The sequence below is a fragment of the Psychrobacter sp. JB193 genome (assembly GCF_002285555.1).
GTDB classification, from domain to species: Bacteria; Pseudomonadota; Gammaproteobacteria; order Pseudomonadales; family Moraxellaceae; genus Psychrobacter; species Psychrobacter alimentarius.
In genome coordinates, this window is sequence record NZ_NRGY01000001.1 from 139,111 (window position 1) to 162,433 (window position 23,323).

The window sequence follows — 23,323 nt, forward strand, 5'->3', positions numbered from 1 at the left end:
TTATGTCAACCAATTCAATCACAATTCTTGACGGTGGTATGGGGCGAGAATTGGCAAAACGCGGTGCACCATTCCGTCAACCAGAATGGTCAGCGCTCGCTATGATAGAAGCACCCGACGTCGTCCGCGATGTACATCGTGCATTTATCCAAAGTGGCGCCAGAGTCATCACTACCAATAGCTATGCGCTCGTACCGTTTCATATTGGCGATGAACGTTTTGCCAATCAAGCTCAGGATCTGGCCACCTCAGCAGGCGAGATGGCGCGTGCGGCAGTCGAACTTGAAGGCACAGATACTAAGGTAGCTGGCTCTATCCCCCCACTATTCGGCTCATACCGTGCCGACTTGTTTGATGCGGAGCACGTAGAAGATATCGCAACCCCGCTTATCAAAGGTCTGGCTTTTCATGTGGACTTTTGGCTGGCTGAAACCCAAAGCTTGATTGCTGAAGCGGTGGCTATTCGAGGGTTACTTACCACGTTAGATACAGACAATAAGCCACTTTGGGTGTCATTTACGCTGGAGGACAGTGAGCATCTTGATGTACCACGCTTGCGCTCAGGCGAAACGGTAGAAGAAGCCGTCGCCACTCTAGCAGATCTGAATGTAGAAGCGATCTTGTTTAACTGCTGTCAGCCAGAAGTGATCGACCAAGCACTTGATGTGGCGCAAAGAGTTTTGCAAAACAAAGGTGCTTCGCAGATCCAACTTGGTGCTTATGCCAATGCCTTCCCGCCGCAGCCAAAAGACGCCACTGCCAACGATGGCCTAGATGAAGTACGTGATGACTTAACGCCACCCGCCTATCTGGCATGGGCACAAAAATGGCAAACCCAAGGCGCATCACTGATTGGCGGCTGCTGCGGTATTGGCCCTGAGCATATTCAGGAATTAAGTCAGCATTTCACAGATACTTCGACAAAATAGAGATAGCACCATGCAAAACGGACAAAAAATTGGGTTAACCATGCTCACTGCCATCGTGTTCAGCTCGATGGTTGGTGCAGGCATTTTTAGCTTGCCACAAAACATGGCGGAAGTCGCCGGTGTGGATGCCATCATCACTGCGTGGCTCATCACAGGCGTGGGTATTTTGTTCCTCGCAGGCTGCTTTTTACATTTATCACGTCTCAAGCCTGAGCTGGACGGCGGCATCTATACCTATGCCAAAACAGGGTTTGGTGATTTGGCCGGCTTCTTCTCGGCATGGGGTTATTGGCTGTGCGCTACCATTGGCGTGGTGGGTTATCTGGTGGTGGCTTTTGCCGCATTGGGTAGCTTTGTAGATACGCCCGATAGTATTGTGTTTGGTGAAGGCAATACACTATGGGCGCTTATAGGTGAATCTGCCATATTATGGCTGGTACACTATTTGGTACTGCGCGGTGTCAAGCAAGCGGCATTTATTAATCTGCTGGCAACCTTAGCCAAAAGCTTGCCACTCATTGCTTTTATTGTGTTTGCCTACTACGCTTTTGATATGCAAACTTTCACGGCTGACCGTGCAGGCGAGACTTTGAATGTACCTTTTATGGAACAGGTCAAAGGGACAATGCTCATTACCCTTTGGGTGTTTACAGGTATAGAAGGTGCGATTGTCTTATCACAGCGCGCAAAAAAGCGCTCTGATATCGGTCGCGCCACCTATATCGGCGTAATTTTTGCTTTAGTGTTGTATATTGCTATCACCTTGCTCTCGCTTGGGGTAATGAGCCGCATGGATGTGGCTGCTCTAAGCAATCCTTCGATGGCTGGCATCATGGCACAGATGACGGGCAGTGTGGGTAAATGGGTCATTAGTATTGGACTCATTGTCTCGGTACTGGCGTCTTATTTGAGCTGGATTCTCTACTCAGCTGAAGTGCCGTTTACCGCAGCGAAGTACAATGCGTTTCCGCGTATCTTTACTAAGCAAAACGAGCAAGGCACACCCACTGCCTCACTGATGCTCACCAGTTTGACCGTTCAATTTTGCTTATTGATGATTTTTTGGACGGGCGAAGGGTATAACACCTTGGTGATTATCTCCACCTCTATGATTCTTATCCCTTATTTTTTGGTAGGGGCGTATTTGGTCAAAGTCTCGTTTGCCCAGTCAGAGCGCTGGATTATCAAGGCCATCGGTCTTGGAGCAAGTGTCTATGGTGTTTGGCTGATTTATGCAGCAGGCGTTGAAAATCTACTGTTGTCCCTGCTGCTATATATACCTGGTTTGGCGATTTTTTATTATAGCCGCTATCAATCTCGGCAGCGTAAACTCAACTCTCTGAACTAAGTACCGAAGACAATCTATACCAGCACGGCACTATCCTGCATAAAAATAAGTCCAAAAAGCGCACGTTTTTTGGACTTATTTTTTTGTGTGATTGTTCTACTGGTATCTCTTTATTTTAACCGCATTACGACTTGGCAAAATCCTCCAAATCGATCACTTGATGGCAGTAATGGCGCATGATGTGATGATCGTGACTGACCATCACCAGCGTACAATGCTGCGCTTGACACTGCGCCACCAGCAGATCAAGCGTTTCTTTTTGAGTGATGGGATCGAGTCTAGAGGTGACCTCATCAGCAAACAACAACACAGGGTTGAAAAGTAGTGCGCGCAAAATAGCTACCCGTTGCAACTCTCCACCTGAGACATTGAGCGCGTTACGTTCAAGAATCCGTTTATCCAGCTTTAACTTTTCTAATAACTCAGGCACGCGGCTGGCATCTAAACGATGTTTTTTGATGACATCATTTAGCAAGGTTTGTAGTGGCACGTGCGAGGCAAAAGCGGCAGGTGGGTCTTGATATAGCTTGAGTACCTGATGGCGTTTAGGAATGGTTTGCCACGTAATGGCACCGCTGGCAGGTTTGAGCAGACCACAGAGCGCATCCCCTAGTGAGCTTTTACCAATGCCGCTACCGCCAATAACACCTAAAATCTCAGATTGTTTTAGACTAAAATTTAGCCCTTCAAATAAAACGCGCTTACCACGAGTCAAACTCAAGTCTTGGACACTCAGCAAGGGCTGATCTAGAGCGGTCGTCTTGTCTTTACGATCCCAGTTATGCGGCGCGGCGGCGATTAGCTGTTTGGCGTAGTCGGATATTGGATGATTGAGCACTTGCTCGCCACTGCCTTGCTCCAGCAATTTTCCTTTTTTCATGACCATCATACGATCATTGGCACCATGACTTAAGGATCTTGCCACATCAATGTCATGAGTAATCGTTAATAATGTTCCTCCATCTTTAGCAACATTTTTCAGTAGCATGATGACTGCTTGTTTATTGGCTTCATCCAAGCCTTTAGTAGGTTCATCGGCGATGACGATATAGGCACCACCCGAGGTGGCAATTGCAAAAGAGGCGCGCTGAGCCATACCGCCTGATAGCTCATGTGGGTAATAATCCGCAGATGCTGTCAATCCTAAATGCTCGATTTTTTCTTTTGCCAATTGTTTGCTGGTGCTATTGACTTTTTTCGCCACAAAACACAGGCTTTCCCACACTTGGTCGAGCAGGGTCATGGTGGGATTGAGTGAGCGGCTTGGTTCTTGCGGTAGCATCGCCATACGCCGTCCCCAATATTCGCGTAACTGCGACTTGCTCAGCAATTGCTCTTCGATCAAAACATCACCTTGAGCCATTAATTCATCAGGCAACGCACCCATAATGGCCTGTGCCAACAAGCTTTTCCCCGACCCTGTCTCGCCCAAGATCGTGACGTTTTGACCTTGATGCAACGTCAAACTGATCGGCTCAACCAAGCTCAGACCTGATTTGGTAAACACCGCTACGTTATTGGTTTTTACCAAGACTTTTTTTGTTGATGCGTCTTGTATTGATGATGGTTCTATCATTTTGTTTTTCCTGAAAGTAATTGTAGGCTTAAGACCAAAACGAAGACGGCAATAATAGGCTGCAAAAACACAAAGGGCGCTTGATAGTAGTAAGGAAACAGCTCCGTCATCATCAGCCCTAGCTCAGCGGTGGGCGGACGCAAACCAACGTTAATAAAGCCTAATGTGGCAAGTGCCAACACGGCATTACCAGCAGCAAACGCACTAAGTGTGGCGACAACGGGCAATAGCTTGGGTAAAAAATGACGCTTAAAGCAGTAGAAAAAATCCATCCCCATTAAGCGCGACGCTTCAATCTCGCGACTACTGGCAATCGTCTGCGTCATGGCGCGCACCATGCGAAAAAACTCCACCCACAATACCAGCGAGATACCCAGATATAAGGACCAAAAGCTATTGGGCGCGATAGCAGCGAACAACAATACAAATAGTAATCCCGGTAGCGCCATTACGATGTCGCATAAAAACCGGCAAACAAAGTCAATCCAGCCACCAAAATAGCCACTGAGCACCCCAAGTAATAACCCGAAAAACAACGCAAAACCTACTGATAATACAATGAGCGAAAACGACAATCGAATAGCCGATGCCACGCGTGCCAGCATGTCGCGTCCAAAATGATCCGTGCCAAACAAATGGCTGACGCTTGAGGATTGCAGCATACCGCTCAAATCTTGAATATTGGCATCTATGGGATAATAAATTGGCTGCAAAAACGCAAAGATCAACAATGATAGCAATAAAAAACCACCAAACTTTTGGCCCAATGACAGGGTATTGAATCGATTAAAAATAGTCATAAAATAAAAATTCCTTTTGTCAGGTAAGTTTGTGATAACACCTAGCGTGCCAAGTCAATGCGTGGATCGAGCAGACCGCTCAATAAATCCACTACCATGTTGAGCACCACAAACATACCGCCCATGATCAGCGCTGTGCCCTGTATCATGGGTACATCACGCGCGACAATCGCGTGTACCAAAGCATGACCACTGCCCGGCCATGCAAACAAACTCTCCACAATCACCACCCCTTCTACCAAATACACCAGCTGCACTGAGTGATAGGCCAAAATCGGAATCGCCACATTGCGCAGACCATGACGACAAAACGCCGTCCATTTACTCAAACCCTTAAGCTTGGCAAAATCATAATACTCAGACGTTTGTACTTGTACCATGGCATGACGACTGACGCGGATAGAAACCGCTGCCAGTCCAATCGCTAAGGTCAACGCAGGCAGAATATAATGTTGCGGCGTGCCATATCCTGCCGCTGGTAGCCATTTTATCTGCACCGCGAGTAACGTAATGAGCGCAATACCAATGATAAATACTGGTACAGAACGCAGCATGGTACTGATTACCAAGGTAAACCGATCAAACAAGCCATTGGGTTTTTGCGCGGCAAGCAGCCCCAAAGGCGGTCCGATTAGTAGCGATAGCACCAGCGCAACCAATGCCAGTGCCAGCGTATGCCCGAACTGGTGCGAGATCTCAGCCCATATAGCCTCGCCACTGACCAAGGAGTGCCCAAGATTGAGCTGCACCAAGTCAAGCAGCCAATCGGTATAGCTTTGCCACCACGGCTGATCCAGACCCAGCTCTGCACGCACAATCGCAGCAGCAGCGGCATCGGTTTGATCATAACCGTAGCGACTAGCCGCGATACGGTAAGCCATATCACCGGGTAAACTACGGGTCAAAATAAAAGTCAACGTACCAACTGACCAAACGACAAACACCAGTTGTAACAAACGCTGCAAAATATACTTAAACATAATTATGAGTCACCATTTTTGAATGTATAAAACGAGTTACGGCAACCTCAAATTACCAAGACAGCTTGTTTAAATAAAAATTCCGCTCCAAACCATCAATCTCTAACCCCTTCAATGACTTATGGGCCGCAGCGTTTTGTTGGTAATACACCACAGGCACAACAGGACGCTCATCAAAGATAATCTGTGAGACGCGCTTCTTGGTCGCTACATCATTACCTTTGGTTGTCTCAAGCGTCAATAAGTCCTTGCTCAATGCAGCGTTTTGCCAATTCATGACACCCCAATCGCTACCGTTTGGATCAAAGTCTTCTATGAGCGAGCCGACAGGATCAGGGGTCATGCCGTAGTTGCGGGCATATAGTCCCATCTCTAGCGTACCGTCTTGATGACCAGCAGGAATGTCTGAAAAATTGCCCACAGACACGTCCACATCCACCCCGATTTTTTTCCACTGCGCTTGTAAGGCGGTCGCAATAATTGGTAGCTCTGGACGATCTGAAAACGTGCGTAAGGTAAATTTAAAGGGCTTGCCGTTTTTTTGTAGCATCCCGTTACTATCCACAGTAAAACCTGCATCTAACAAACGTTGTTTGATGGCTGCTGGATCAGGCGTTTGGGTGGGAGTTTTGATTTGCCAGTCTTTAAAAATCGGCGGCAATATCTGCGCGGCGGCGGCATTTTCTGCATGCATCACAGAGCGAGCGAGACCCTGTCTATCGATGGCATCACTAAGCGCTTGGCGAACGGCAACATCACGAAATAAAGGATTGTCCGCATTGACTTTGTATTCGATAGTACGAGCCAGCGACTTTGACTGAACTTGTAGATTTGGGTCTTGTTGCAAGCGTGTCAGGCTCGCCGAATCTAGCGTAAATACGAGGTAGTTGGGTTTGCTCTGCGCCAGTAGCGTGCGCGTTTCGCTACGACTATTGGCAAGGTAAGTAATGTCCTGAATCTTGGCTTTTTCGCCCCAATAATCAGCAAAGGCTTTTTGCTCGATTTTTTGTGGTGGCTCAAATTTGGTGACGTAATAGGGTCCTGTACCCAATAGCTTTGTAACTTCGTTATTTTCATCAAACGATGCGCTCGCCAAAATAATGCTGGTGGCATGCGCCAAGTAAGCGGGAAAAGACATGAGCGGCTTGTCTAAAGTGATCTCAACCGTTTTGCTGTCAATGGCTTTGATATTTAAGATTGCAGCAGATTCCAAAGCGGTGGGTTTAGTGAGTGCCACTTGCAAACTTTTGACCACATCATCCGCTGTCAATGGCGAGCCGTCATGAAATACGACGTCATCACGCAGCACAAACGTCCATACATCGCCCTTATCATTAGACGACCAGCTTTGTGCCAGCATGGGCTGCAACTCTGCGTTTTGTTTGGCGTCCACCAACGTCTCGGCAATTTGCAGACGCTGAAAGATAAAACCAGACTTGCTTGGGTCCATGGCAGTCAACTCCCACGGGGTGACCACGATTAAGTCCTGTTGATCATCGCCATTGCCTTGCGGCGTAGACATTGATGCCGATGAATTTGTCGCCGTGCTCGCCCCAGCGATGAAATGCCATGCCATTCCTGCCAATGCGACCAAAACCGCAATTAAACCAACTTTTCTCATAAGCTATTCCGTTATAGTATAACATTTCAAAAAAATCGTTATGTTATAACGAAAGCATGCAAAGGTAAACCTTTTTCTATGGTCGTGATACGTTAAAAGCTTCCTCACATTACAAAGTTAAAGGATGATTGAAGCAGAAAAACGGAAAGCTCATGCACTCTAAATTATCTAAAAATGTCGAATAAATTCATCACTTTGTACAGAAAAAAACCAGAAGAACAAGACTGCTTTTATCAAAAATATATGGCTATACTGTGCTCGAATTGTTTAATAGAGATCAGTAGATGATTAAGACTTTAAAAAAAATAGGTATTATTTTTAGTATAGCAGCGGTGATCGGCGGGACACTGACCTTTGTAATGACTTGGAATAACCTTGGTTTTGGGGATGGTTTTCTACGTGCTTGGCTGAGCTCTTTTGCGCTTTGCGTCGTTTGTATTGCCCCTATTGGCGGTGTCATTGCCATGCTAACCAATAAAATATTGCGTACATTATTGCCAACGATTTCTACTGTACAAATGAATGTTATCTTTGGGCTATGCATGGCTGTCATCATGGAGTCAATCATGGCGGTGGTGACCACAATGAATATCAATGATTTTTCTGACTGGCGTCATTTTGTCTATATGTGGATGGCGAGTTTATTGACCGCCCTACCGATTGGCATTTTCTTTTCAATCATCCTCTCATTAGTTATCAAACCCAAACTCGAAATTTTTTGGGCAAAATAATTTTAAACTTAAGATAACGGACGAATAAAAAGTGATCGATAAATAAAAAAGGTCTAAGCGAATGGCTCAGACCTTTTTTATTGAGAGAAAGTTAAGATTGTTGCGGATTTACGCGATAAGTTGTCGCTAATATGCTCGCATCTTTGATAGACAAACTACCGTTACGCCTGATCAGCAATACGGATAATGGGTTTTAAAGTAGTACCCTCAGTACTGTCTTTTGCCGCTTGATTAATATCTTCAAAGTCATAGTATTTAACCAATTTGTCAAAGGCGAAACGCCCTTGTAAATAAAGCTCGACCAGCTGCGGAATAAAGATTTTGGTCGTAGAGTCGCCTTCAACAATACCTTGTATGGATTTACCGCCAAGCAGCAAATCATTGATATCAAAACCCGCATCCGTACCCAAGGCAGGTGCGCCAACCACACCAATAGTCCCAAGCGTGCCAAGCGAATCAATACCTTGACGTAAAACATCTGGAATGCCCGTTGACTCCAAGGCAAACAATGCACCGCCACCTGTAATATCACGTACCTTTTCGACCACATCTTCTTCTTTACTATTAATGACGTGCGTTGCGCCAAGCTCTTTGGCAAGCTCAAGTCGTGATGGCACCACATCCACTGCAATGATAGTGGTCGCGCCAGCTACTTGGGCTGCAAGTACGGCTGACAGTCCCACTGCGCCAGCACCAAAGGTCACAAAGCTCGTGCCCGGTCGTACTTTTAGAGAGTTAATTACCGCGCCTGCCCCTGTCTGGATACCGCACCCTAACGGACCAAGCAGCTCAATCGGTGCATCTTTTGACACTTTAATGGTATTGCTCTCTAAACTGAGCGCATAGGTCGCAAATGAAGACTGGGCAAAGAAATGATCGTTGAGCGGGTTGCCATCCGCATCTTGAATCGCGTTATTACCTTCCATGTCACTGCCACCAAAATTACGTGGATAAAACTCCTTACAATACGCCTCATGACCTGAATGGCACGAGCTGCATTTTGAACAATAGCCATAGGACAATACGACGTGGTCGCCCACTGCTATATCTTTGACCAGTGGCCCGACTTTTTCGACGATGCCTGCGCCTTCATGACCCAATACTAAAGGTAATGGCACAGGATAATCTTGGTCACGGACGATCATGTCGGTATGGCACATGCCTGTGGCGACGACTTTTACCAATACCTCATCCGCTTTGGGTGCGCGGATTTTGGCCTGCTCTAAGACGAAATCACTGCCTTTTTCGCGGGTAACGGCGGCGGTAATATCGGTATATTCTGTGGTACTCATATTTATAATCCTTTATTGTTATGTATGATGAAAACCAGTAATTTTAAGGCAGAGTCAATCTATTTTTCTATATAACCGCTTTTAAAACAAGCATCTATATGATTAATCCATTAAAAGCAGCCACCTTAAAAATATACTTGCATTTGGTCACTGTCAAGAAGAGCGCTGCTGCTGTATCCGTTTTGATACAATTAGATTTAAGATGTTGTTGTGACAGTATTTTTAATTTATTCATGTGTAAATTGAACGCTTATTTTTACATCAAAAATACAGCATAGAGTTTTAAGTGCTTAAAGTTTATAGAGAAGTCAGACATTACCAATGAGGCGAGCGTTTAATCTCTTCTATAAGAAAATCAATAAACTGCCTTTGTAAAGGCGTCACCTGTTTTCGATTGGCATAAACCACATACACGCCCAGCGTTTTGGGTTGCCATTCAGGTAGTAGTTCAATCAGTTGACCGGACTCAATCAACGGCTTGACCGTACTGGAGGGCTGCAAACTGATACCGTGACCGCGCAGCGTTGCAGCGAGCAATACCTCGGAGATATTGGCGCTGATATTGCCTGAGATGGGGACAGACTCGGGGCCATTTGGGCCATTAAAAACCCATGCTGAGCGTCCAAAATAAGCAAACGACAAACAGTTATGATGCATAAGTGACTGCGCATCGATCGGTTTACCACGCTTTTGTAGATACTCTGGTGCAGCGCAGACAATAGAGCGACACTCGCCAATACGTCTGGCGACCACGTTTGGTTCCAAGTCATTGGTAATCCGAATGGCCAAGTCAATTCGCGCATCAATCAAATTGACTGAGTCGTCCGTCGTAAGAATATCAACCGTTGTCTGCGGCCAATGCGATACAAAGCTACCAACCACATCCATTAGCAGACTATCAATCAGCGAGTAGCTGGCAGTAATCCGCAACTGACCTTTTAGCACCAGCGCGTTTTGGTTGCGTATACCATCCAAAGTATTCGTCAATCCGAGTAGCTGATGCGCCACTTCCAGCGTCTCCTCACCTGCTGCCGTCAAGCCTAAACGTCGAGTGGTGCGATGCAATAAACGCACATCCATCCAACTCTCAAGCTCTGTCAAATATCGCGTTACTTTGGCTCTAGACATGTCTAAATTGTCTGCCGCTCGGCTCAAGCTGCCTTGCTCCACGATCGTCACAAATACCTGTAGGGCGGTAAGTCTGTCCATTGTTTTGTCCTTATTTGAGCGAAATATGGAACAGTTAATATCGAATTATAAGGTATTTCAACGAAATATAATCAAATAGAATAGATACCAGTAATTAATACCGCACATCACGTGACCCATTTACTCAAAAAAAACAGGTATCTTATGAACAAACTTATCGCCACTGCTGCTACCGTAAGCGCGCTACTGTTTGCCACGCAAGCAAACGCTGCCAACCTAACACTACAAGAATATAAGCCCGATCAAAACGCTGTATTCCCCGTAACGTCAGTACTGGCCAGCGGTGAAAAGGACGCTATCTTATTCGATGCGCAGTTTAGTGTCAGTGACGGTAAAGCCTTGGTAGATATGATCAAAAAAAGCAATAAAGATCTTAAAATGATCTACATTACCGCAGGCGACCCAGATTATTACTTTGGTCTACAGCCATTAATCAAAGCCTTCCCCAGTGTCAAAGTTGTCTCTAGTCCCTCAATTGTGAAACACATCGAAGCCACTAAGGAAGCAAAATTAGCACATTGGGGCCCTATTCTAAGTAAACATGCACCTACAAAGATTACCGTGCCACAAGTGCTTAATCAGTCAACGTTAACCCTAGAAGGTCATGAAATCGACATTAAAGAAATAAACACCCCGCAAGCCTACATGTGGGTACCAGAGTCCAAAACCGTCTTTGGTGGCGTATCTGTGACCTCAGGCATGCATGTCTGGACAGCGGATACTCAAACAACCGAGGCTCGTAGTGCTTGGGTAGAATCGCTGGAGCGTATGAAGCTGCTTAAGCCAAGCATAGTCATTCCGGGACATTATATGGGCACGCCGCTCCAACAAAACTACGCCGTCGACTTTACCATCAGCTATCTAAAAACCTTTGAGCAAGCACTTGCTGCTACAAAAAACCAAGATGGTAAACAATCAGAAAAAGTGATCGATATTATGACATCAGCCTATCCTGCGTTACCGGGTGAGAGTGATTTAGAATTGAGCAGTCAGGTGAATACTGGCGAGATAGAATGGTAGTTCTGTATTAAATACCATTATCTCATTCAGTCTATTTTAGACTTTGTACAGTTGCGTCAAGTTGACGCAACTGTCTCGCTGTTTGACTATCGAATTTGGTACTAGAGAACTGACGTATGAACGACTAGTGTTAGTACAAAAAAAGAGAGCGATTTATGACAACCATACAATATTGCGATGCTGAGCCTGAAGACTTTACCGCCATTGTTGACTTGTTTGTCAGCAACATGAATCTTAGTGTGTTTGCCACTGCCACAGATGATGAGGCGCTGCGGCAACTGGCCACTATTTTTATGGCAAAAGACATTCACCGTGCCACCTTTATGCAAGTTGCACGATGCAATGATACACTCTGCGGTGTCATCATTGGTGTCGCCAAGAACGACACGTATAGAGCGTTAGCGTTTGATAATAAGACACTGATTGCTCAAGCAAAAGAGACGCTACGAATGTCAGTACAAGGACGACAGGTATTGAGTGATCTACAAGTAAAAGACGAGATTAGCGCACGACGACGTGACATAGATTTTGATAGTGAGTTACAGTTTTTTTGTGTAGATGCAAATTACCGCCGTCATCGTATCGGTGCTACATTGATTCAAACGTTTGAGGATTATCTTATCGCGAAAGGCGCAGCCGCTTATTCACTGCATACCGATAGCCTGTGTACCTATCAATACTATGACAATAATGGCTACCAGCGTGTTGATCAGTACCCCAGCCCTCTAAATCTGCAGATTGAGCATTATACTTATGTCAAAAAGCTATCTTAATAGCTTTATACAGCAAAAAATCTATCTAAAAAGCACAATCAAAAAAGGTCTGAGCATATACTCAAACCTTTTATTTTCGCAAAAAACCTATTTATCAAAGTGAATCAGTATTAAAAATCAACGCTGACATCAAAGATGTAGTAACGACCGGGTTCATTGAACGTACGCGCACCAGCATTGGTCGTCGTGCCTTCTCGTTTGACTTGTTTATCAAATAAGTTTTTGACACCAGCGCCAATGGTGATAGCGTCCGTCAGATTATAGCGGGTACTCACATTAGCAAGAGCATAAGGTTCACGGTCAAGTTTTGCAGTACCAAGCTCATCACCAGTCGTCACAGAGATATTAGGTGCCTCGATGGTTCCGTAATAGCTGACGCCAAAATCTGTATTCCAGCGCGGGGTAATATCCCAATCGACGCTTGTGTTCGCTGTGAATTTAGGAATTAATGATAGCGGCTCGCCCGTATCTTTACGCTCTGAGCGAATGTTTCCTGTTAAGTTGGTTGACCATGTGACGGTATCTGTAACAGGTACTTTTACAAATCCTTCGAGACCTTCAATGACTGCATCGCCTTGGTTTTCCCACTGAAATACAGAGCGGTTTGCGGCAATACCATCAGCCACGACACCTATTACACCTACACGATCTACACCCGCACCGATACGATTGTCATAGGCGTTATGATAGTAAGTTAATCCTGCATTGAGCCCATCATTGTTTTTATAAGTAAAGGTCAACTCTTTGTTCCAAGAAATTTCATGCTCTAGGTCAGAGTTACCCAAGACGTAACAGCCTCGTTGATCGAGCGGTACATTAGATGGACAGCCATTACCACCCGTATAGTAGATATAGTTCGGATCAAGCTGATAAAGTGAGGGCGCTTTAAATGCGCGACTAACACCTGCTTTTACCGACCAGTTCGGACTGAAATTCCAAGTGGTATTAATACTGGGTGACCAGTTACTACCAGCTTGATCATGATAGTCAAAACGGATGCCAGGTGTGATATACCAATCAGGATTAAGTTGATAATTGTCTTCTAAATAAGCACCTACTAGATACGAATCTGTCTTTGAATCACGCTTAGAAGGATCAGTTTCTGTATCACCAAACTCAAACCCCTCATCAAACGTTAATGTAGAAACCACTGGATTGTCCAGTTTTTCACCACGGAATTCTGCACCCGCGGTCAATGTATGACGGTCAAAGTAGATATCCCACTCTGATTTTGCATTTAGCGTGTCATAAGTTGCTTCTGTCCAAGTGTACTCTTCTCCTTCACCAGGAACTGAAATTTGGCCTTCATTACGACCTGCGTTGCCTTCGTTAAGGCGCTCATTGACGGTACGCGTATATTCTAAGTAACTATTACTACTGCTATTGTCATATTCACCACGATGAGTGAATGCAGCGCCATAACGCTCCATTTTGTTGGTTTCTTGACCAGCTAATGCATTGACCAAGTCATCGTTTATTGTTTGAAATTGTGAGTCGCCCGCCCAGCGATTACTTTGATTACTGTAATTAACCTCAACACCAACGGTATTCATCGCATCCATGGCGTATTCAAAAAGCTGGCGAGCGTCTATATTTTCGACCCCTTCACGACCTGCCGCAACAGAGGCTTCTGGACCACCACGCCCATCAACAATGACTGCATCTTTTGCATTAATATAAGGATCGTCTCCTTCACTCTCATGATAGCCAAGCGTGGTACGGAAGGACAGCTTATCCGTCAACGGGCCTGCCATATTGATGTTAGTCCGCCAATCGTCGCCTTCAAAATCACTGTCTGGCAACTCATAATGCCCTGACACCGAAAATTCTTTTTTGGTCGGCGCCTTTGTGATGATATTTACCACACCGCCCATACTACCAGAACCATAGCGAGCCGCTGCAGGTCCACGCAATACTTCGATACGTTCAATGGCGCTTGGTGGCACCCATTGTGAATCGCCACGAGTATCTTGTTCACTGCCACGACCAGGACGCACGGCATTACGAGAAGTGACTGGCCGACCATCGATCAAAATAAGCGTGTTATTCGGGCCCATACCGCGCAAATCAATCTGACGTTGATTACCACGCTGGCCTGACGTAGACGAGCCTGACAGATTCACGCCTGGCATTTTACGCACGATTTCTGAGATGTCATTAGAGATCGATGCTTTTTCGATGGCTTCTTCACTAATGATAGACAGACCCGGCGCTTGCACCAACTCGTCCCTAGCCGCTAAGACGACAATGGTATCTAACTCAGTGCTTGGCATCTCTTGCTGTTCAGCAATATCTTGTGCCACTGTGTTTTGTGCAGAAGTTTGCTGCGCTGTCAGCGCATTATTTTCTGCCGCAACTGCTGTCGTGCTAAGAATGGAGGCAACAGCCATACTTAACAGCGCTTGGTTGGTGCCAAAACGTGGTAATTTTTTTGTATGAACAGGTTTTTTATAAGAAGGTGTTGATAACATCGGCATAAATAACAATCCTGAAAGTACTTGTTTCTATCAATACCTTTCAGCGTCATCCATCAAGGAAAGCTCAGTAATAGCACGCACACATTATGCAAAAATAAATAATGTCAGGCTAAAGTGCGCTTATATTTTGACCAAAAAACAATAAAAATTTTGATCAAAAAAATAAAAACTGTCTTTCTCTGACTGCAACTGATAGACACTAAACGGTCAACATATTGATACAGGTCACATTTTAAAACAGAAAAACCGAACAGCAGTTAACTGTTCAGCAATAAAGAGTGCACACTTTAGCAACATTGTAAGGATAATACAAACAATAATGATAATTATTATTGTTTACAAATTATAGTAAGATATTTTAATATAATTATCATGCAGTTATGGAGACGGCTAAAATCACCATCTTAGAATGAGGAAGGTTAATTGTGGCAGAAGTAAGAGTAGTTTTGTAAAGGATGAAATCACAAAAGTGATTTATCTAGATAATATCATGCTCTAAAAACACGCGGCGCAAGACGACTAATCTGTGCAGACGCGTGCAAAGGCTGATTGGGTACATAAGATTAATTTTTGACTGAATCATTGTGATTGAGTATAACAATGGCAGACGTTTTATTTTTTTGCCAACTGATTGTCAAGACTTAGATAGCCGCCGCCTTGTATCGCCAAAGAAACCAATACAACCAATAACGTCAGCGCATACTCATAACCGTTATTACTTGCGAATAAACCATTACCAATATGTACCGAAAAAATAGCGACGATCATCGTAAATGCGGCAACCACTGCTGCTGGTCGGGTCAATAATCCCAATACCAATGCTAAACCACCAAAAAATTCAGCGCTGCCAGCCAATATGGCCATCAAATAACCTGGCTCAATACCAATACTGCTCATCCATCCAGCAGTACCTGCCAACCCATTACCACCAAACCAGCCGAATAACTTTTGCGCACCATGTGCTGTTAGAATGAGACCAACTGGCACACGCAGTACTAGCGCGGCTATGCCAGCCTCTGATAGGAAGATTTTGTTTAAGGTTGAATTTGTCATTTGTGGTTACTCTATAAAATGTATGTGGAGACGTCTGTTTGTCTCGATAAGGCAATACACTTTACTATCAACAAAGCAAAAGAGTAAGATAACTAATAGCAAATAACTAACAACAGAATGTTGATAATGATATCTTCATGAATGTCTCAAGGAAACCATCAGTAATGGACAGAATCGATGCCATGCGAGCGTTTGTGTCAGTCGTCACTGAAGGCAGTTTCAGTAATGCCGCAACCGCGATGCAACTGTCGCCGCAGTTAGTGAGCAAATATGTATCAAAGCTAGAAGAACGTCTTGAGATACGATTACTCAATCGCACTACGCGTAAAGTCAGTCTAACAGAGGCTGGTAGGCATTATTTTCAGCATGCACAGCAAATATTATTAAGTATCGATGACATGGAGTCCAAACTGGGCGGGTTTCAACAAAAACCCAAAGGGACACTAAGAATCAGCGCGCCTGTATCATTTGCATTAAAACACATGGCGCAACTCATCACAGATTTTCAGGCCCTCTACCCTTCAGTCAATGTCGATTTACAGCTGAGGGATCGTAAGGTAGATATTGTTGAAGAAGGCTTTGATGTGGCACTTCGTATTGGACAGCTCAAAAGCTCTTCATTGATTGCCAAGCAAGTAGCGCCTATTCGAGTCATCTTATGTGCCTCGCCTAACTATCTTAAAAAATACGGCGTGCCTCGCAACCCTGAAGATTTAAAAAACCATCGTTATTTACATTACAGCTATATGGAAAGAAGCAGTAAAGAAGAGATTTATCAATGGCTTAGTATAGAGAGCAGTCAGCGTGATGGTGGTTTGAGTAGTAACAACGGAGATTTGCTGGTCAATGCAGCGATAGCAGGTGCGGGTTTGGCGCTGCAACCCACTTTTATTGCCAGTGAAGCCATTGTAGAAGGCAAGCTGGTGATAGTGCTACCTGAATATGAGCCCGAAACGTTAGGCTTGTATGCGGTGTATGCGCACAGAAAACTGCTGCCACATAAGATCCGATGCTTTATTGATTTTATCGAAGGGTATTACGGGTCACCACCCTACTGGGATAAACCGATACCCGCAAGATAATAAGCTTATCTTTAATCCACTATAAAATAAATACAGCGTGGCTGAAATATATTTTACGTAGCCTCTGTCGGTGAAAGCACAGTAAGCAAGAAAAATATATGTCAGTCGCACGTTATGATATTTGTCATTTATCTCAGTTGATATCTAAGCAGATATATTTGGTTTCAACATATTCTTCAATACCATATTTTGACCCTTCACGCCCCATACCAGATTCTTTAACCCCGCCAAACGGTGCCAACTCTGTGGTCAGCATACCTGTGTTGACGCCGACCATACCGACTTCAAGCGCTTCAGCGATACGCCACACACGGCCAATGTCTCGACTATAAAAATAACCCGCCAAGCCATATTCAGTACGATTGGCTAAGGCAACTGCCTCTTCGTCTGTGTCAAATTTGAAAATCGGCGCGATTGGCGCAAAGATTTCTTCATTGGCAATCCGCATGTCATTGTTGACGTTGGTCAGAATGGTTGGATTAAAGAAATTTTTATCCGCATCGACTCGTTGACCACCGCACAGTACCGTCGCGCCTTTGTTTTTCGCATCTTTAACCAACGCTTCGGTATTATCAGCAGCGGCTTTTGAAATTAGCGGGCCTTGTGTTACACCTGACTCTAATCCATTGCCCACTTTTATGGCGCGTACTTGTTCTGCCAGTTTTTGTGAAAACGCTTCATAAACGCCCGCTTGCACAAATAAGCGATTGGCGCATACGCACGTTTGCCCACTGTTGCGATATTTACTCATCATCGCACCAGTAACGGCAGCGTCTATGTCTGCATCGTCAAAAACAATGAAAGGCGCATTGCCACCCAGCTCCATCGACATTTTTTTGACCGTATCCGCACACTGTTTCATCAAGATTTTGCCCACGCGCGTTGAACCGGTGAAGCTGATTTTTTTGACCATCGGGTTGGTGGTCATTTCTTCCCCAATCGCAATCGGATCGCCTGTCACCACGCTATATATACCGTCAGGAATACCCGCTTGCTGTGCCAGATACGCCATTGCCAATGCTGAGTACGGTGTCTCCATCGCAGGTTTGACAATCATTGGACAACCCGCTGCTAAGGCAGGCCCTGCCTTACGACTAATCATTGAGTGCGGAAAATTCCACGGAGTGATGGCTGCGGTAACCCCAACAGGTTGTTTGATGACGATCAGACGCTTATCTGCCATGTGGCCAGGAATCACATCACCATAAACCCGTTTCGCTTCTTCAGCAAACCATTCTAGATAATCCAGTCCGCTTTGAATCTCCCCTTTGGCTTCACCGATTGGCTTGCCTTGCTCATGGGTCATCAGCAATGCCAAATCTTCGATGTTTTCGGCAATCAGCGTGTGCCAACGACGCAAAACGATACTGCGCTCTTTACCCGTTTTTTTTGCCCATGTTGATTGCGCAGTGTCCGCAGCTTCAATGGCACGGCAAGTTTCATTAGCTCCCATCATTGGTACCGTACCAATGACCTCTCCTGTCGCTGGATTCAGTACTTCATGGGTTTGCTTATTATCAGCATCACACCACACCCCATTGATAAAAGCTTGTTGTCTAAGCAACGCATCGTTTTTTAATTGCATCTCTCTCTCCAGCAGGTTTCAGGATTCTAATAATCCGCGTGTGGTCAATACTTGACGGGCAATACGAAAGCACTCTACGCCTTGTGGTACACCGCAATAGATTGCGATGGCATGAATTGTGGCGCGAATTTCTTCCACAGAACAGCCATTAGTAATGGCGCCATTTAGATGCAGCTCCCACTCATGCATTTTGCCGAGTGCCGCAATCATGGTTAGGTTCATCAGCGAACGAGTTTTGGCGTCGATGGCCTCATCACCCCAACCAAAACCCCAGCACCATTCTGTCATGGCTTCTTGAAACGGACGGTTAAAATCATCGGCTGCCTGTAGGTTTTTTTCTACATATTCAGCACCTAACGTGGCTTTACGCTTGGTAAGACCAAGTTCAAATCGTGTTTTATCCATGACTCTTCCCTATTATTTATTGTTGGTTGAGATGCAAACCCATACGGCAGGCTTCATCGATATGTTTGCGGCAGGCTTTGACAGCAGCTTTACTGTCACCTTTGGCAATATTGTTGACGATTTCTTGTAGATTGTTTGGGCCTTTAACAGAACGCTCTTTGGTCGATAAGGTCATAAAGCGCAAACGACCGATACGACCATTCAACCGCTCTGTCAACTCCCACGCAACCGTCATACCAGCCGTCACAAAGAGACGCTCGTAAAAGGCATAAGAATGCGCGAGTGCTTCGACCACATCCCCTGCATGCAAGTTGTCTCGAATTTGAATCAACCCTTCTTGCAATAATTCTACTAACTCAGGGCTGGCTTGCTCAGCACAATGACGAACCGCTTCACTCTCGAGCATGGCACGCAAATGATAGATTTGGCGAATCTCATCGCTCTCGAGCACAGCCACTGAAGAGCCACCTGCAGAAAAAGTCACCAAATGCTCGCTCTCTAAGTGCCTTATACACTCTCGTACTACGGTGCGACTGACGCCCAACTGCTCGCAAATAGTACGCTCTACCAATCGTTGACCTGGTGCCAGCTGTCCAATCATGATAGCCAAGCGCAATTGCTCTAGCGCTGTGTCTTTTAAGGTCTTTGGTTTTTCTACTTTTTCTAACATAAGGTCTCTGCTCTCTTAGATGTAAAAAAGAAGTATATCGAGTATGGCGCAAAAAAGCAGTAATCTTGTACCTCGTATCATGGTATACCATAATATTTTTTTTCAAAAAAAGCTAGTAATTTATTTAATACCGTATTATGGTATACCAATATTGTTAGAAACCATTTATTACTAGAGATTATTACTAAAGGGAAGTCATCATGCAAAAACCAGAAATCAGAAAGATTGTCACTTTTGAAGAAGAGACCTTGATTGAAGGCTACAAGTCAGCCGACACACCTCTACGCATGTTTGCGGTTGCAGCTGTTGTGACCAACCCATGGGCTGGTCGTTATGCTGAAGATTTGCAACCTGAAATCAAAGCGTTCGCACCTGTCTTAGGTAAGCTACTGACTGACAAAATCATTGCCTTAGCAGGTGGTGCTGACAAGATTGAAGCTTATGGCAAAGCCGCTGTAGTGGGTTTAAATGGCGAAATCGAACACGCATCAGGTCTGATTCATACCCTACATTTTGGTAATTTTTATCGTGAAGCCTTGTCTGCCAATACGTATTTAGCCTTTACCAATACACGCGGCACAGCCAACACTCCTATCATGGTTCCACTGATGGACAAAGATGATGCTGGTCGCCGCTCTCATTATTTGACGATTCAATTTGCTATTCCTGATGCGCCTCGCGACGATGAAGTGGTGATTGTGTTAGGCGGTGCCACTGGTGGTCGTCCCCATCATCGCATTGGTGATCGTTACCAAGATTTAAAAGATCTCGGTCATGATTTGAATAATCCAGCCGCCGTTTAAGGAGCATCTACTGATGAAATGGTCACGCGAAATCTCTAACGGAATTGCTTATTACTCTAGTGGTAATCAAGACAGTAATCATGAAAACGACAAAACCACTCCCATCGTTTTTGTTCATGGCGTGGGTTTGCGAGCAGAAAGCTGGTATCAGCAGGTATCAGCCTTTAACGACCGTTATCGTTGCTATGTGATCGATATGCCAGGACATGGGGAAAGCGATTTATTGCCCAATCCCACGCTTACGTTAGAAGACTTTGCCGCGGCTCTAAACAACTTTATCCAAAACGTGGTTGGAGAGCCTGCCATTATCGTTGGACACTCTTTAGGCGCAATGACTGCATTACAAACGGCGGTCAGTTACCCAAAAATCGTTAGAGGCGTTGCCGCGTTCAATGCCATCTATAATCGTCCTGACAATGCGGCGCAAGATGTACAAACTCGCGCTGAATCACTACTTAATGATCTTGAGCAAAATGTGACTGATAAGCCGATTGCCAGATGGTTCGATGGTAATCCGCAATATGATAACGAGGCAGAGCTGTGCCGATCATGGCTAAACAATGGTAACCGTTTGGGGTACGCGCAAGCTTATCAAATGTTTGCACACTTACGCGGTATTCCAGCAGCAGAGCTCAAAACCATCACTGTTCCTGCATTATTGCTGACAGGGGAAATGGACATCAATTCTAGCGCTAAGATGTCACTCACGATGGCTGATATCTTGCCAAACGCCAATGCTGTTATTGTTCCAGAAGCGCGCCATATGACACAAATGACACACGCCAATGCCGTTAATAGTGCCTTGGAAAGGTTTTTTGCCCAGTGCGACTCGCACCATACGGCCAATGTGTAATCTAAAATATGCCTAATTTGAAAAAGAGGTTCTCATGAAACAACTTGATCCTAAAATGCTACGCAACGCCTTCGGCAGTTATATGACTGGGGTGACCGTGATTACAGCGGTGAGTAAAGATGGTACGCCTGTCGGTTTTACAGCCAACTCTTTTACCTCGGTATCGCTTGATCCGCCATTACTGCTGGTTTGCCCAGCAAAATCTTTATCTACCTTTGAGGTATTTGCTAACTGTGAAAGCTTTGTTGTCAACATTTTAAGTGAAGACCAACAGGCCGTGTCGAACATATTTGCCAGCTCTAAAGAAGACCGTTTTAGTCAGATTGAGTGGCACAAAGATGAGCAAGGCAACCCTGTTATTGATGGTGCGCTCACGCACTTTTCTTGTAAAACTGAACGTAACCTCGACGCAGGTGACCACAATCTGTTGGTAGGTGAAGTACTGAATTTCTCTAACCGTGAAGGCCATGGTTTGGGTTATGCATCAGGCGGTTATTTTAGTTTGGCATTAGAACGCGAAGCGGCAGACATCAGTACCCAAGAAAAACACGTCTGTGTTGGCGTCATTATCGAGCATAACGGTAAAGTGATTATCAACAAAAGCGAAGGTAAAGCCGTCTTACCCAATACGACAACCGATGACAATACCAACGCGGTCAGCGCCATCAAACAGTTTTTGACAGATAACGGTATAGATGCGCAACTGGGCGCTGTGTTTTCAATCTATGAGAATACCAAAACCAATACCAACTATATCTTTTACCGCGCCATTGCAAATTCGCCAGAGACTAAAGGGCTTGGTGAATACGTGGCAATCAATGATATTGAAAAACAAGATTTTGCGACCTCAGCCATGAATTCGATGATGACTCGCTACGCCGCAGAGAGCGAAAACGGTCTTTATGGTGTCTATGTCGGCCAAGAAGAGCAAGGTCGCGTCCACTAAATTTTATACATAAACGACACTTAAACAAACATGACCTGTAAATACAGTCAGTAAAAACAAATAGCAAAGGATATGCCTTATGAAATTCTCACTATTCCTACACATGGAACGCCTCGACGAATCACAATCTTATGAACAGCTCCATAATGATTTTATTGAGCTGGCAAAAATGGCCGACCAAGGCGGAATGCACGCTATCTGGACAGGCGAACACCATGGTATGGATTTTACCATCGCCCCTAACCCATTCTTAAATCTAATCGATCTATCTCATCACACCAAAAACGTGCGCTTAGGTACGGGTACAGTGATTGCACCCTTTTGGCATCCGATCAAACTGGCTGGCGAAGCTGCCATGACAGACATTATCACAGGCGGCAGATTGGATTTGGGTATCGCGCGCGGTGCTTATAATTTTGAATATGAGCGCTTGATGCCGGGTATGGATGCCATGGAAGCTGGCGGACGCATGCGAGAGCTTGTCCCTGCCGTCCAAAAATTGTGGAAAGGCGACTACGCTCATGATGGCAAATACACCCAATTCCCCTCTACCACCTCAGCGCCAAAACCGGTACAAAGTGGCGGCGTGCCTATGTGGATTGCAGCTCGTGACCCTCATAGCCATAACTTTGCAGTAGAAAACGGCTGCAATGTGCAAGTCACCCCGCTGTGGCAAGGTATGACAGAAATTCAAAACCTTATGACTGCGTTTAAGAATGCCAAAGCCGAACATGGCGAAGGCAAAAACCCAAAAATCATGCTACTACAGCACGCTTATGTGGGTAGTAATGCCGATGATGTGGCAACAGCAGCAAAATCTATCAGCCGCTTTTACTGCTATTTTGGTGCATGGTTCAAAAACGAACGTCCCATTCGTCAAGGATTACTTGAGCCATTGAGCGAAGAAGAAATGGCAGCAATCGATATGTATGCGCCTGAAAAAATGTTAGAAAACATGCCAATAGGAACGCCTGAGCAAGTCATTGAAAAGCTTAAAGTCTATGAAGAATTGGGCTATGACGAATTTGCATTCTGGATCGACTCTAGTATGACCTTTGAGCAAAAACGCGACTCGCTACGCCGTTTTATTGATGATGTCATGCCTGCGTTTGCATAAACATTTTGAGTCTCTTACTCTAGTGCGGGCTAAGCAGACAACTTAAAAAACTT

At 45.1% G+C, this 23,323-nt stretch carries 21 protein-coding genes; 10 read left to right on the forward strand and 11 right to left on the reverse strand.

Features of this window, described 5'->3' with window-relative positions; genetic code table 11:
* The first annotated feature begins 17 nt into the window (after nucleotides 1-17).
* A complete protein-coding gene (locus CIK80_RS00610) occupies nucleotides 18-929 on the forward strand; it encodes a homocysteine S-methyltransferase family protein (RefSeq protein WP_257011706.1) in 912 nt (303 codons plus the stop codon).
* Nucleotides 930-939: 10 nt separating this feature from the next.
* On the forward strand, nucleotides 940-2,277 hold the full coding sequence (locus CIK80_RS00615; protein WP_095568457.1) for a basic amino acid/polyamine antiporter: 1,338 nt from the start codon (nucleotides 940-942) through the stop codon (nucleotides 2,275-2,277).
* A gap of 124 nt (nucleotides 2,278-2,401) precedes the next feature.
* On the opposite strand, the gene CIK80_RS00620 is transcribed toward CIK80_RS00615, so the two are convergent.
* Genes CIK80_RS00620 through CIK80_RS00635 form a run of 4 tightly spaced genes read right to left on the reverse strand, consistent with a single transcriptional unit; the run spans nucleotide 2,402 to nucleotide 7,254 of the window.
* On the reverse strand, nucleotides 2,402-3,853 hold the full coding sequence (locus CIK80_RS00620) for an ATP-binding cassette domain-containing protein (protein ID WP_095568458.1): 1,452 nt from the start codon (nucleotides 3,851-3,853) through the stop codon (nucleotides 2,402-2,404).
* Entirely contained in the window at nucleotides 3,850-4,653 is an 804-nt protein-coding gene (locus tag CIK80_RS00625; RefSeq protein WP_095568459.1) for an ABC transporter permease, read from the reverse strand. The genes CIK80_RS00620 and CIK80_RS00625 overlap by 4 nt, the downstream gene beginning before the upstream one ends.
* 41 nt (nucleotides 4,654-4,694) lie before the next feature.
* Entirely contained in the window at nucleotides 4,695-5,633 is a 939-nt protein-coding gene (locus CIK80_RS00630) for an ABC transporter permease (RefSeq protein ID WP_095568460.1), read from the reverse strand.
* Nucleotides 5,634-5,685: 52 nt separating this feature from the next.
* On the reverse strand, nucleotides 5,686-7,254 hold the full coding sequence (locus CIK80_RS00635; RefSeq protein WP_095568461.1) for an ABC transporter substrate-binding protein: 1,569 nt from the start codon (nucleotides 7,252-7,254) through the stop codon (nucleotides 5,686-5,688).
* Between the two features lie 284 nt (nucleotides 7,255-7,538).
* On the opposite strand from CIK80_RS00635, the gene CIK80_RS00640 reads away from it, so the two are divergent.
* Nucleotides 7,539-7,985: a DUF2798 domain-containing protein gene (locus CIK80_RS00640; protein ID WP_095568462.1), complete on the forward strand. Its 447-nt coding sequence runs from the start codon at nucleotides 7,539-7,541 to the stop codon at nucleotides 7,983-7,985.
* Nucleotides 7,986-8,146: 161 nt separating this feature from the next.
* Here CIK80_RS00640 and CIK80_RS00645 read toward each other — a convergent pair whose 3' ends face one another.
* Both CIK80_RS00645 and CIK80_RS00650 read right to left on the reverse strand, forming a co-directional pair.
* Nucleotides 8,147-9,277 carry an NAD(P)-dependent alcohol dehydrogenase gene (locus CIK80_RS00645; protein ID WP_095568463.1) on the reverse strand — a complete coding sequence of 377 codons (1,131 nt, stop codon included), beginning with the start codon at nucleotides 9,275-9,277 and terminating at the stop codon, nucleotides 8,147-8,149.
* Nucleotides 9,278-9,592: 315 nt separating this feature from the next.
* Complete coding sequence (locus CIK80_RS00650; protein ID WP_095568464.1) at nucleotides 9,593-10,486, reverse strand: LysR family transcriptional regulator; 894 nt, start codon at nucleotides 10,484-10,486, stop codon at nucleotides 9,593-9,595.
* A 144-nt stretch (nucleotides 10,487-10,630) separates the two neighbouring features.
* On the opposite strand from CIK80_RS00650, the gene CIK80_RS00655 reads away from it, so the two are divergent.
* Nucleotides 10,631-11,506: an MBL fold metallo-hydrolase gene (locus CIK80_RS00655; RefSeq protein ID WP_095568465.1), complete on the forward strand. Its 876-nt coding sequence runs from the start codon at nucleotides 10,631-10,633 to the stop codon at nucleotides 11,504-11,506.
* 155 nt (nucleotides 11,507-11,661) lie between these two features.
* Nucleotides 11,662-12,279 carry a GNAT family N-acetyltransferase gene (locus CIK80_RS00660; RefSeq protein ID WP_095568466.1) on the forward strand — a complete coding sequence of 206 codons (618 nt, stop codon included), beginning with the start codon at nucleotides 11,662-11,664 and terminating at the stop codon, nucleotides 12,277-12,279.
* A 110-nt stretch (nucleotides 12,280-12,389) separates the two neighbouring features.
* Here the strand turns inward: CIK80_RS00660 and CIK80_RS00665 are convergent, their stop codons facing one another.
* Both CIK80_RS00665 and CIK80_RS00670 read right to left on the reverse strand, forming a co-directional pair.
* Nucleotides 12,390-14,756, reverse strand: coding sequence for a FepA family TonB-dependent siderophore receptor (locus tag CIK80_RS00665; RefSeq protein WP_218830297.1), 2,367 nt, complete (start codon nucleotides 14,754-14,756; stop codon nucleotides 12,390-12,392).
* A gap of 612 nt (nucleotides 14,757-15,368) precedes the next feature.
* Nucleotides 15,369-15,809 carry a DoxX family protein gene (locus CIK80_RS00670; protein ID WP_095568467.1) on the reverse strand — a complete coding sequence of 147 codons (441 nt, stop codon included), beginning with the start codon at nucleotides 15,807-15,809 and terminating at the stop codon, nucleotides 15,369-15,371.
* Between the two features lie 164 nt (nucleotides 15,810-15,973).
* On the opposite strand from CIK80_RS00670, the gene CIK80_RS00675 reads away from it, so the two are divergent.
* Nucleotides 15,974-16,891 carry a LysR family transcriptional regulator gene (locus tag CIK80_RS00675; RefSeq protein WP_095568468.1) on the forward strand — a complete coding sequence of 306 codons (918 nt, stop codon included), beginning with the start codon at nucleotides 15,974-15,976 and terminating at the stop codon, nucleotides 16,889-16,891.
* Nucleotides 16,892-17,024: 133 nt separating this feature from the next.
* Here CIK80_RS00675 and CIK80_RS00680 read toward each other — a convergent pair whose 3' ends face one another.
* The 3 genes from CIK80_RS00680 to CIK80_RS00690 are packed head-to-tail and all read right to left on the reverse strand — an operon-like array spanning nucleotide 17,025 to nucleotide 19,551.
* On the reverse strand, nucleotides 17,025-18,476 hold the full coding sequence (locus CIK80_RS00680) for an NAD-dependent succinate-semialdehyde dehydrogenase (protein WP_095568469.1): 1,452 nt from the start codon (nucleotides 18,474-18,476) through the stop codon (nucleotides 17,025-17,027).
* A gap of 18 nt (nucleotides 18,477-18,494) precedes the next feature.
* Nucleotides 18,495-18,881, reverse strand: coding sequence for a carboxymuconolactone decarboxylase family protein (locus tag CIK80_RS00685; protein ID WP_062844487.1), 387 nt, complete (start codon nucleotides 18,879-18,881; stop codon nucleotides 18,495-18,497).
* 16 nt (nucleotides 18,882-18,897) lie between these two features.
* Nucleotides 18,898-19,551 (reverse strand): GntR family transcriptional regulator, encoded by a 654-nt coding sequence (locus tag CIK80_RS00690; RefSeq protein WP_062844486.1) that lies wholly within the window; start codon nucleotides 19,549-19,551, stop codon nucleotides 18,898-18,900.
* 200 nt (nucleotides 19,552-19,751) lie between these two features.
* On the opposite strand from CIK80_RS00690, the gene CIK80_RS00695 reads away from it, so the two are divergent.
* The 4 genes from CIK80_RS00695 to CIK80_RS00710 all read left to right on the forward strand — a co-directional run bounded on the left by CIK80_RS00695 (nucleotide 19,752) and on the right by CIK80_RS00710 (nucleotide 23,270).
* On the forward strand, nucleotides 19,752-20,354 hold the full coding sequence (locus CIK80_RS00695) for an amino acid synthesis family protein (RefSeq protein WP_062844485.1): 603 nt from the start codon (nucleotides 19,752-19,754) through the stop codon (nucleotides 20,352-20,354).
* Nucleotides 20,355-20,367: 13 nt separating this feature from the next.
* The gene (locus tag CIK80_RS00700) at nucleotides 20,368-21,207 is read left to right on the forward strand and encodes an alpha/beta hydrolase (protein ID WP_062844484.1); all 840 of its coding nucleotides are present in this window, start codon (nucleotides 20,368-20,370) and stop codon (nucleotides 21,205-21,207) included.
* 34 nt (nucleotides 21,208-21,241) lie between these two features.
* A complete protein-coding gene (locus CIK80_RS00705) occupies nucleotides 21,242-22,153 on the forward strand; it encodes a flavin reductase family protein (protein WP_095568470.1) in 912 nt (303 codons plus the stop codon).
* Between the two features lie 79 nt (nucleotides 22,154-22,232).
* Nucleotides 22,233-23,270: an LLM class flavin-dependent oxidoreductase gene (locus tag CIK80_RS00710; protein ID WP_095568471.1), complete on the forward strand. Its 1,038-nt coding sequence runs from the start codon at nucleotides 22,233-22,235 to the stop codon at nucleotides 23,268-23,270.
* Nucleotides 23,271-23,323 lie beyond the last annotated feature (53 nt).

What these genes read in the sequence shown, in the direction of transcription:
- CIK80_RS00615 (WP_095568457.1), top strand. Translation starts at nt 940, where the DNA reads ATGCAAAACGGACAAAAAATTGGGTTAACCATGCTCACTGCCATCGTG.
- CIK80_RS00620 (WP_095568458.1), bottom strand. Translation starts at nt 3,853, where the DNA reads ATGATAGAACCATCATCAATACAAGACGCATCAACAAAAAAAGTCTTG.
- CIK80_RS00625 (WP_095568459.1), bottom strand. Translation starts at nt 4,653, where the DNA reads ATGACTATTTTTAATCGATTCAATACCCTGTCATTGGGCCAAAAGTTT.
- CIK80_RS00630 (WP_095568460.1), bottom strand. Translation starts at nt 5,633, where the DNA reads ATGTTTAAGTATATTTTGCAGCGTTTGTTACAACTGGTGTTTGTCGTT.
- CIK80_RS00635 (WP_095568461.1), bottom strand. Translation starts at nt 7,254, where the DNA reads ATGAGAAAAGTTGGTTTAATTGCGGTTTTGGTCGCATTGGCAGGAATG.
- CIK80_RS00640 (WP_095568462.1), top strand. Translation starts at nt 7,539, where the DNA reads ATGATTAAGACTTTAAAAAAAATAGGTATTATTTTTAGTATAGCAGCG.
- CIK80_RS00645 (WP_095568463.1), bottom strand. Translation starts at nt 9,277, where the DNA reads ATGAGTACCACAGAATATACCGATATTACCGCCGCCGTTACCCGCGAA.
- CIK80_RS00650 (WP_095568464.1), bottom strand. Translation starts at nt 10,486, where the DNA reads ATGGACAGACTTACCGCCCTACAGGTATTTGTGACGATCGTGGAGCAA.
- CIK80_RS00655 (WP_095568465.1), top strand. Translation starts at nt 10,631, where the DNA reads ATGAACAAACTTATCGCCACTGCTGCTACCGTAAGCGCGCTACTGTTT.
- CIK80_RS00660 (WP_095568466.1), top strand. Translation starts at nt 11,662, where the DNA reads ATGACAACCATACAATATTGCGATGCTGAGCCTGAAGACTTTACCGCC.
- CIK80_RS00665 (WP_218830297.1), bottom strand. Translation starts at nt 14,756, where the DNA reads ATGCCGATGTTATCAACACCTTCTTATAAAAAACCTGTTCATACAAAA.
- CIK80_RS00670 (WP_095568467.1), bottom strand. Translation starts at nt 15,809, where the DNA reads ATGACAAATTCAACCTTAAACAAAATCTTCCTATCAGAGGCTGGCATA.
- CIK80_RS00675 (WP_095568468.1), top strand. Translation starts at nt 15,974, where the DNA reads ATGGACAGAATCGATGCCATGCGAGCGTTTGTGTCAGTCGTCACTGAA.
- CIK80_RS00680 (WP_095568469.1), bottom strand. Translation starts at nt 18,476, where the DNA reads ATGCAATTAAAAAACGATGCGTTGCTTAGACAACAAGCTTTTATCAAT.
- CIK80_RS00685 (WP_062844487.1), bottom strand. Translation starts at nt 18,881, where the DNA reads ATGGATAAAACACGATTTGAACTTGGTCTTACCAAGCGTAAAGCCACG.
- CIK80_RS00690 (WP_062844486.1), bottom strand. Translation starts at nt 19,551, where the DNA reads ATGTTAGAAAAAGTAGAAAAACCAAAGACCTTAAAAGACACAGCGCTA.
- CIK80_RS00695 (WP_062844485.1), top strand. Translation starts at nt 19,752, where the DNA reads ATGCAAAAACCAGAAATCAGAAAGATTGTCACTTTTGAAGAAGAGACC.
- CIK80_RS00700 (WP_062844484.1), top strand. Translation starts at nt 20,368, where the DNA reads ATGAAATGGTCACGCGAAATCTCTAACGGAATTGCTTATTACTCTAGT.
- CIK80_RS00705 (WP_095568470.1), top strand. Translation starts at nt 21,242, where the DNA reads ATGAAACAACTTGATCCTAAAATGCTACGCAACGCCTTCGGCAGTTAT.
- CIK80_RS00710 (WP_095568471.1), top strand. Translation starts at nt 22,233, where the DNA reads ATGAAATTCTCACTATTCCTACACATGGAACGCCTCGACGAATCACAA.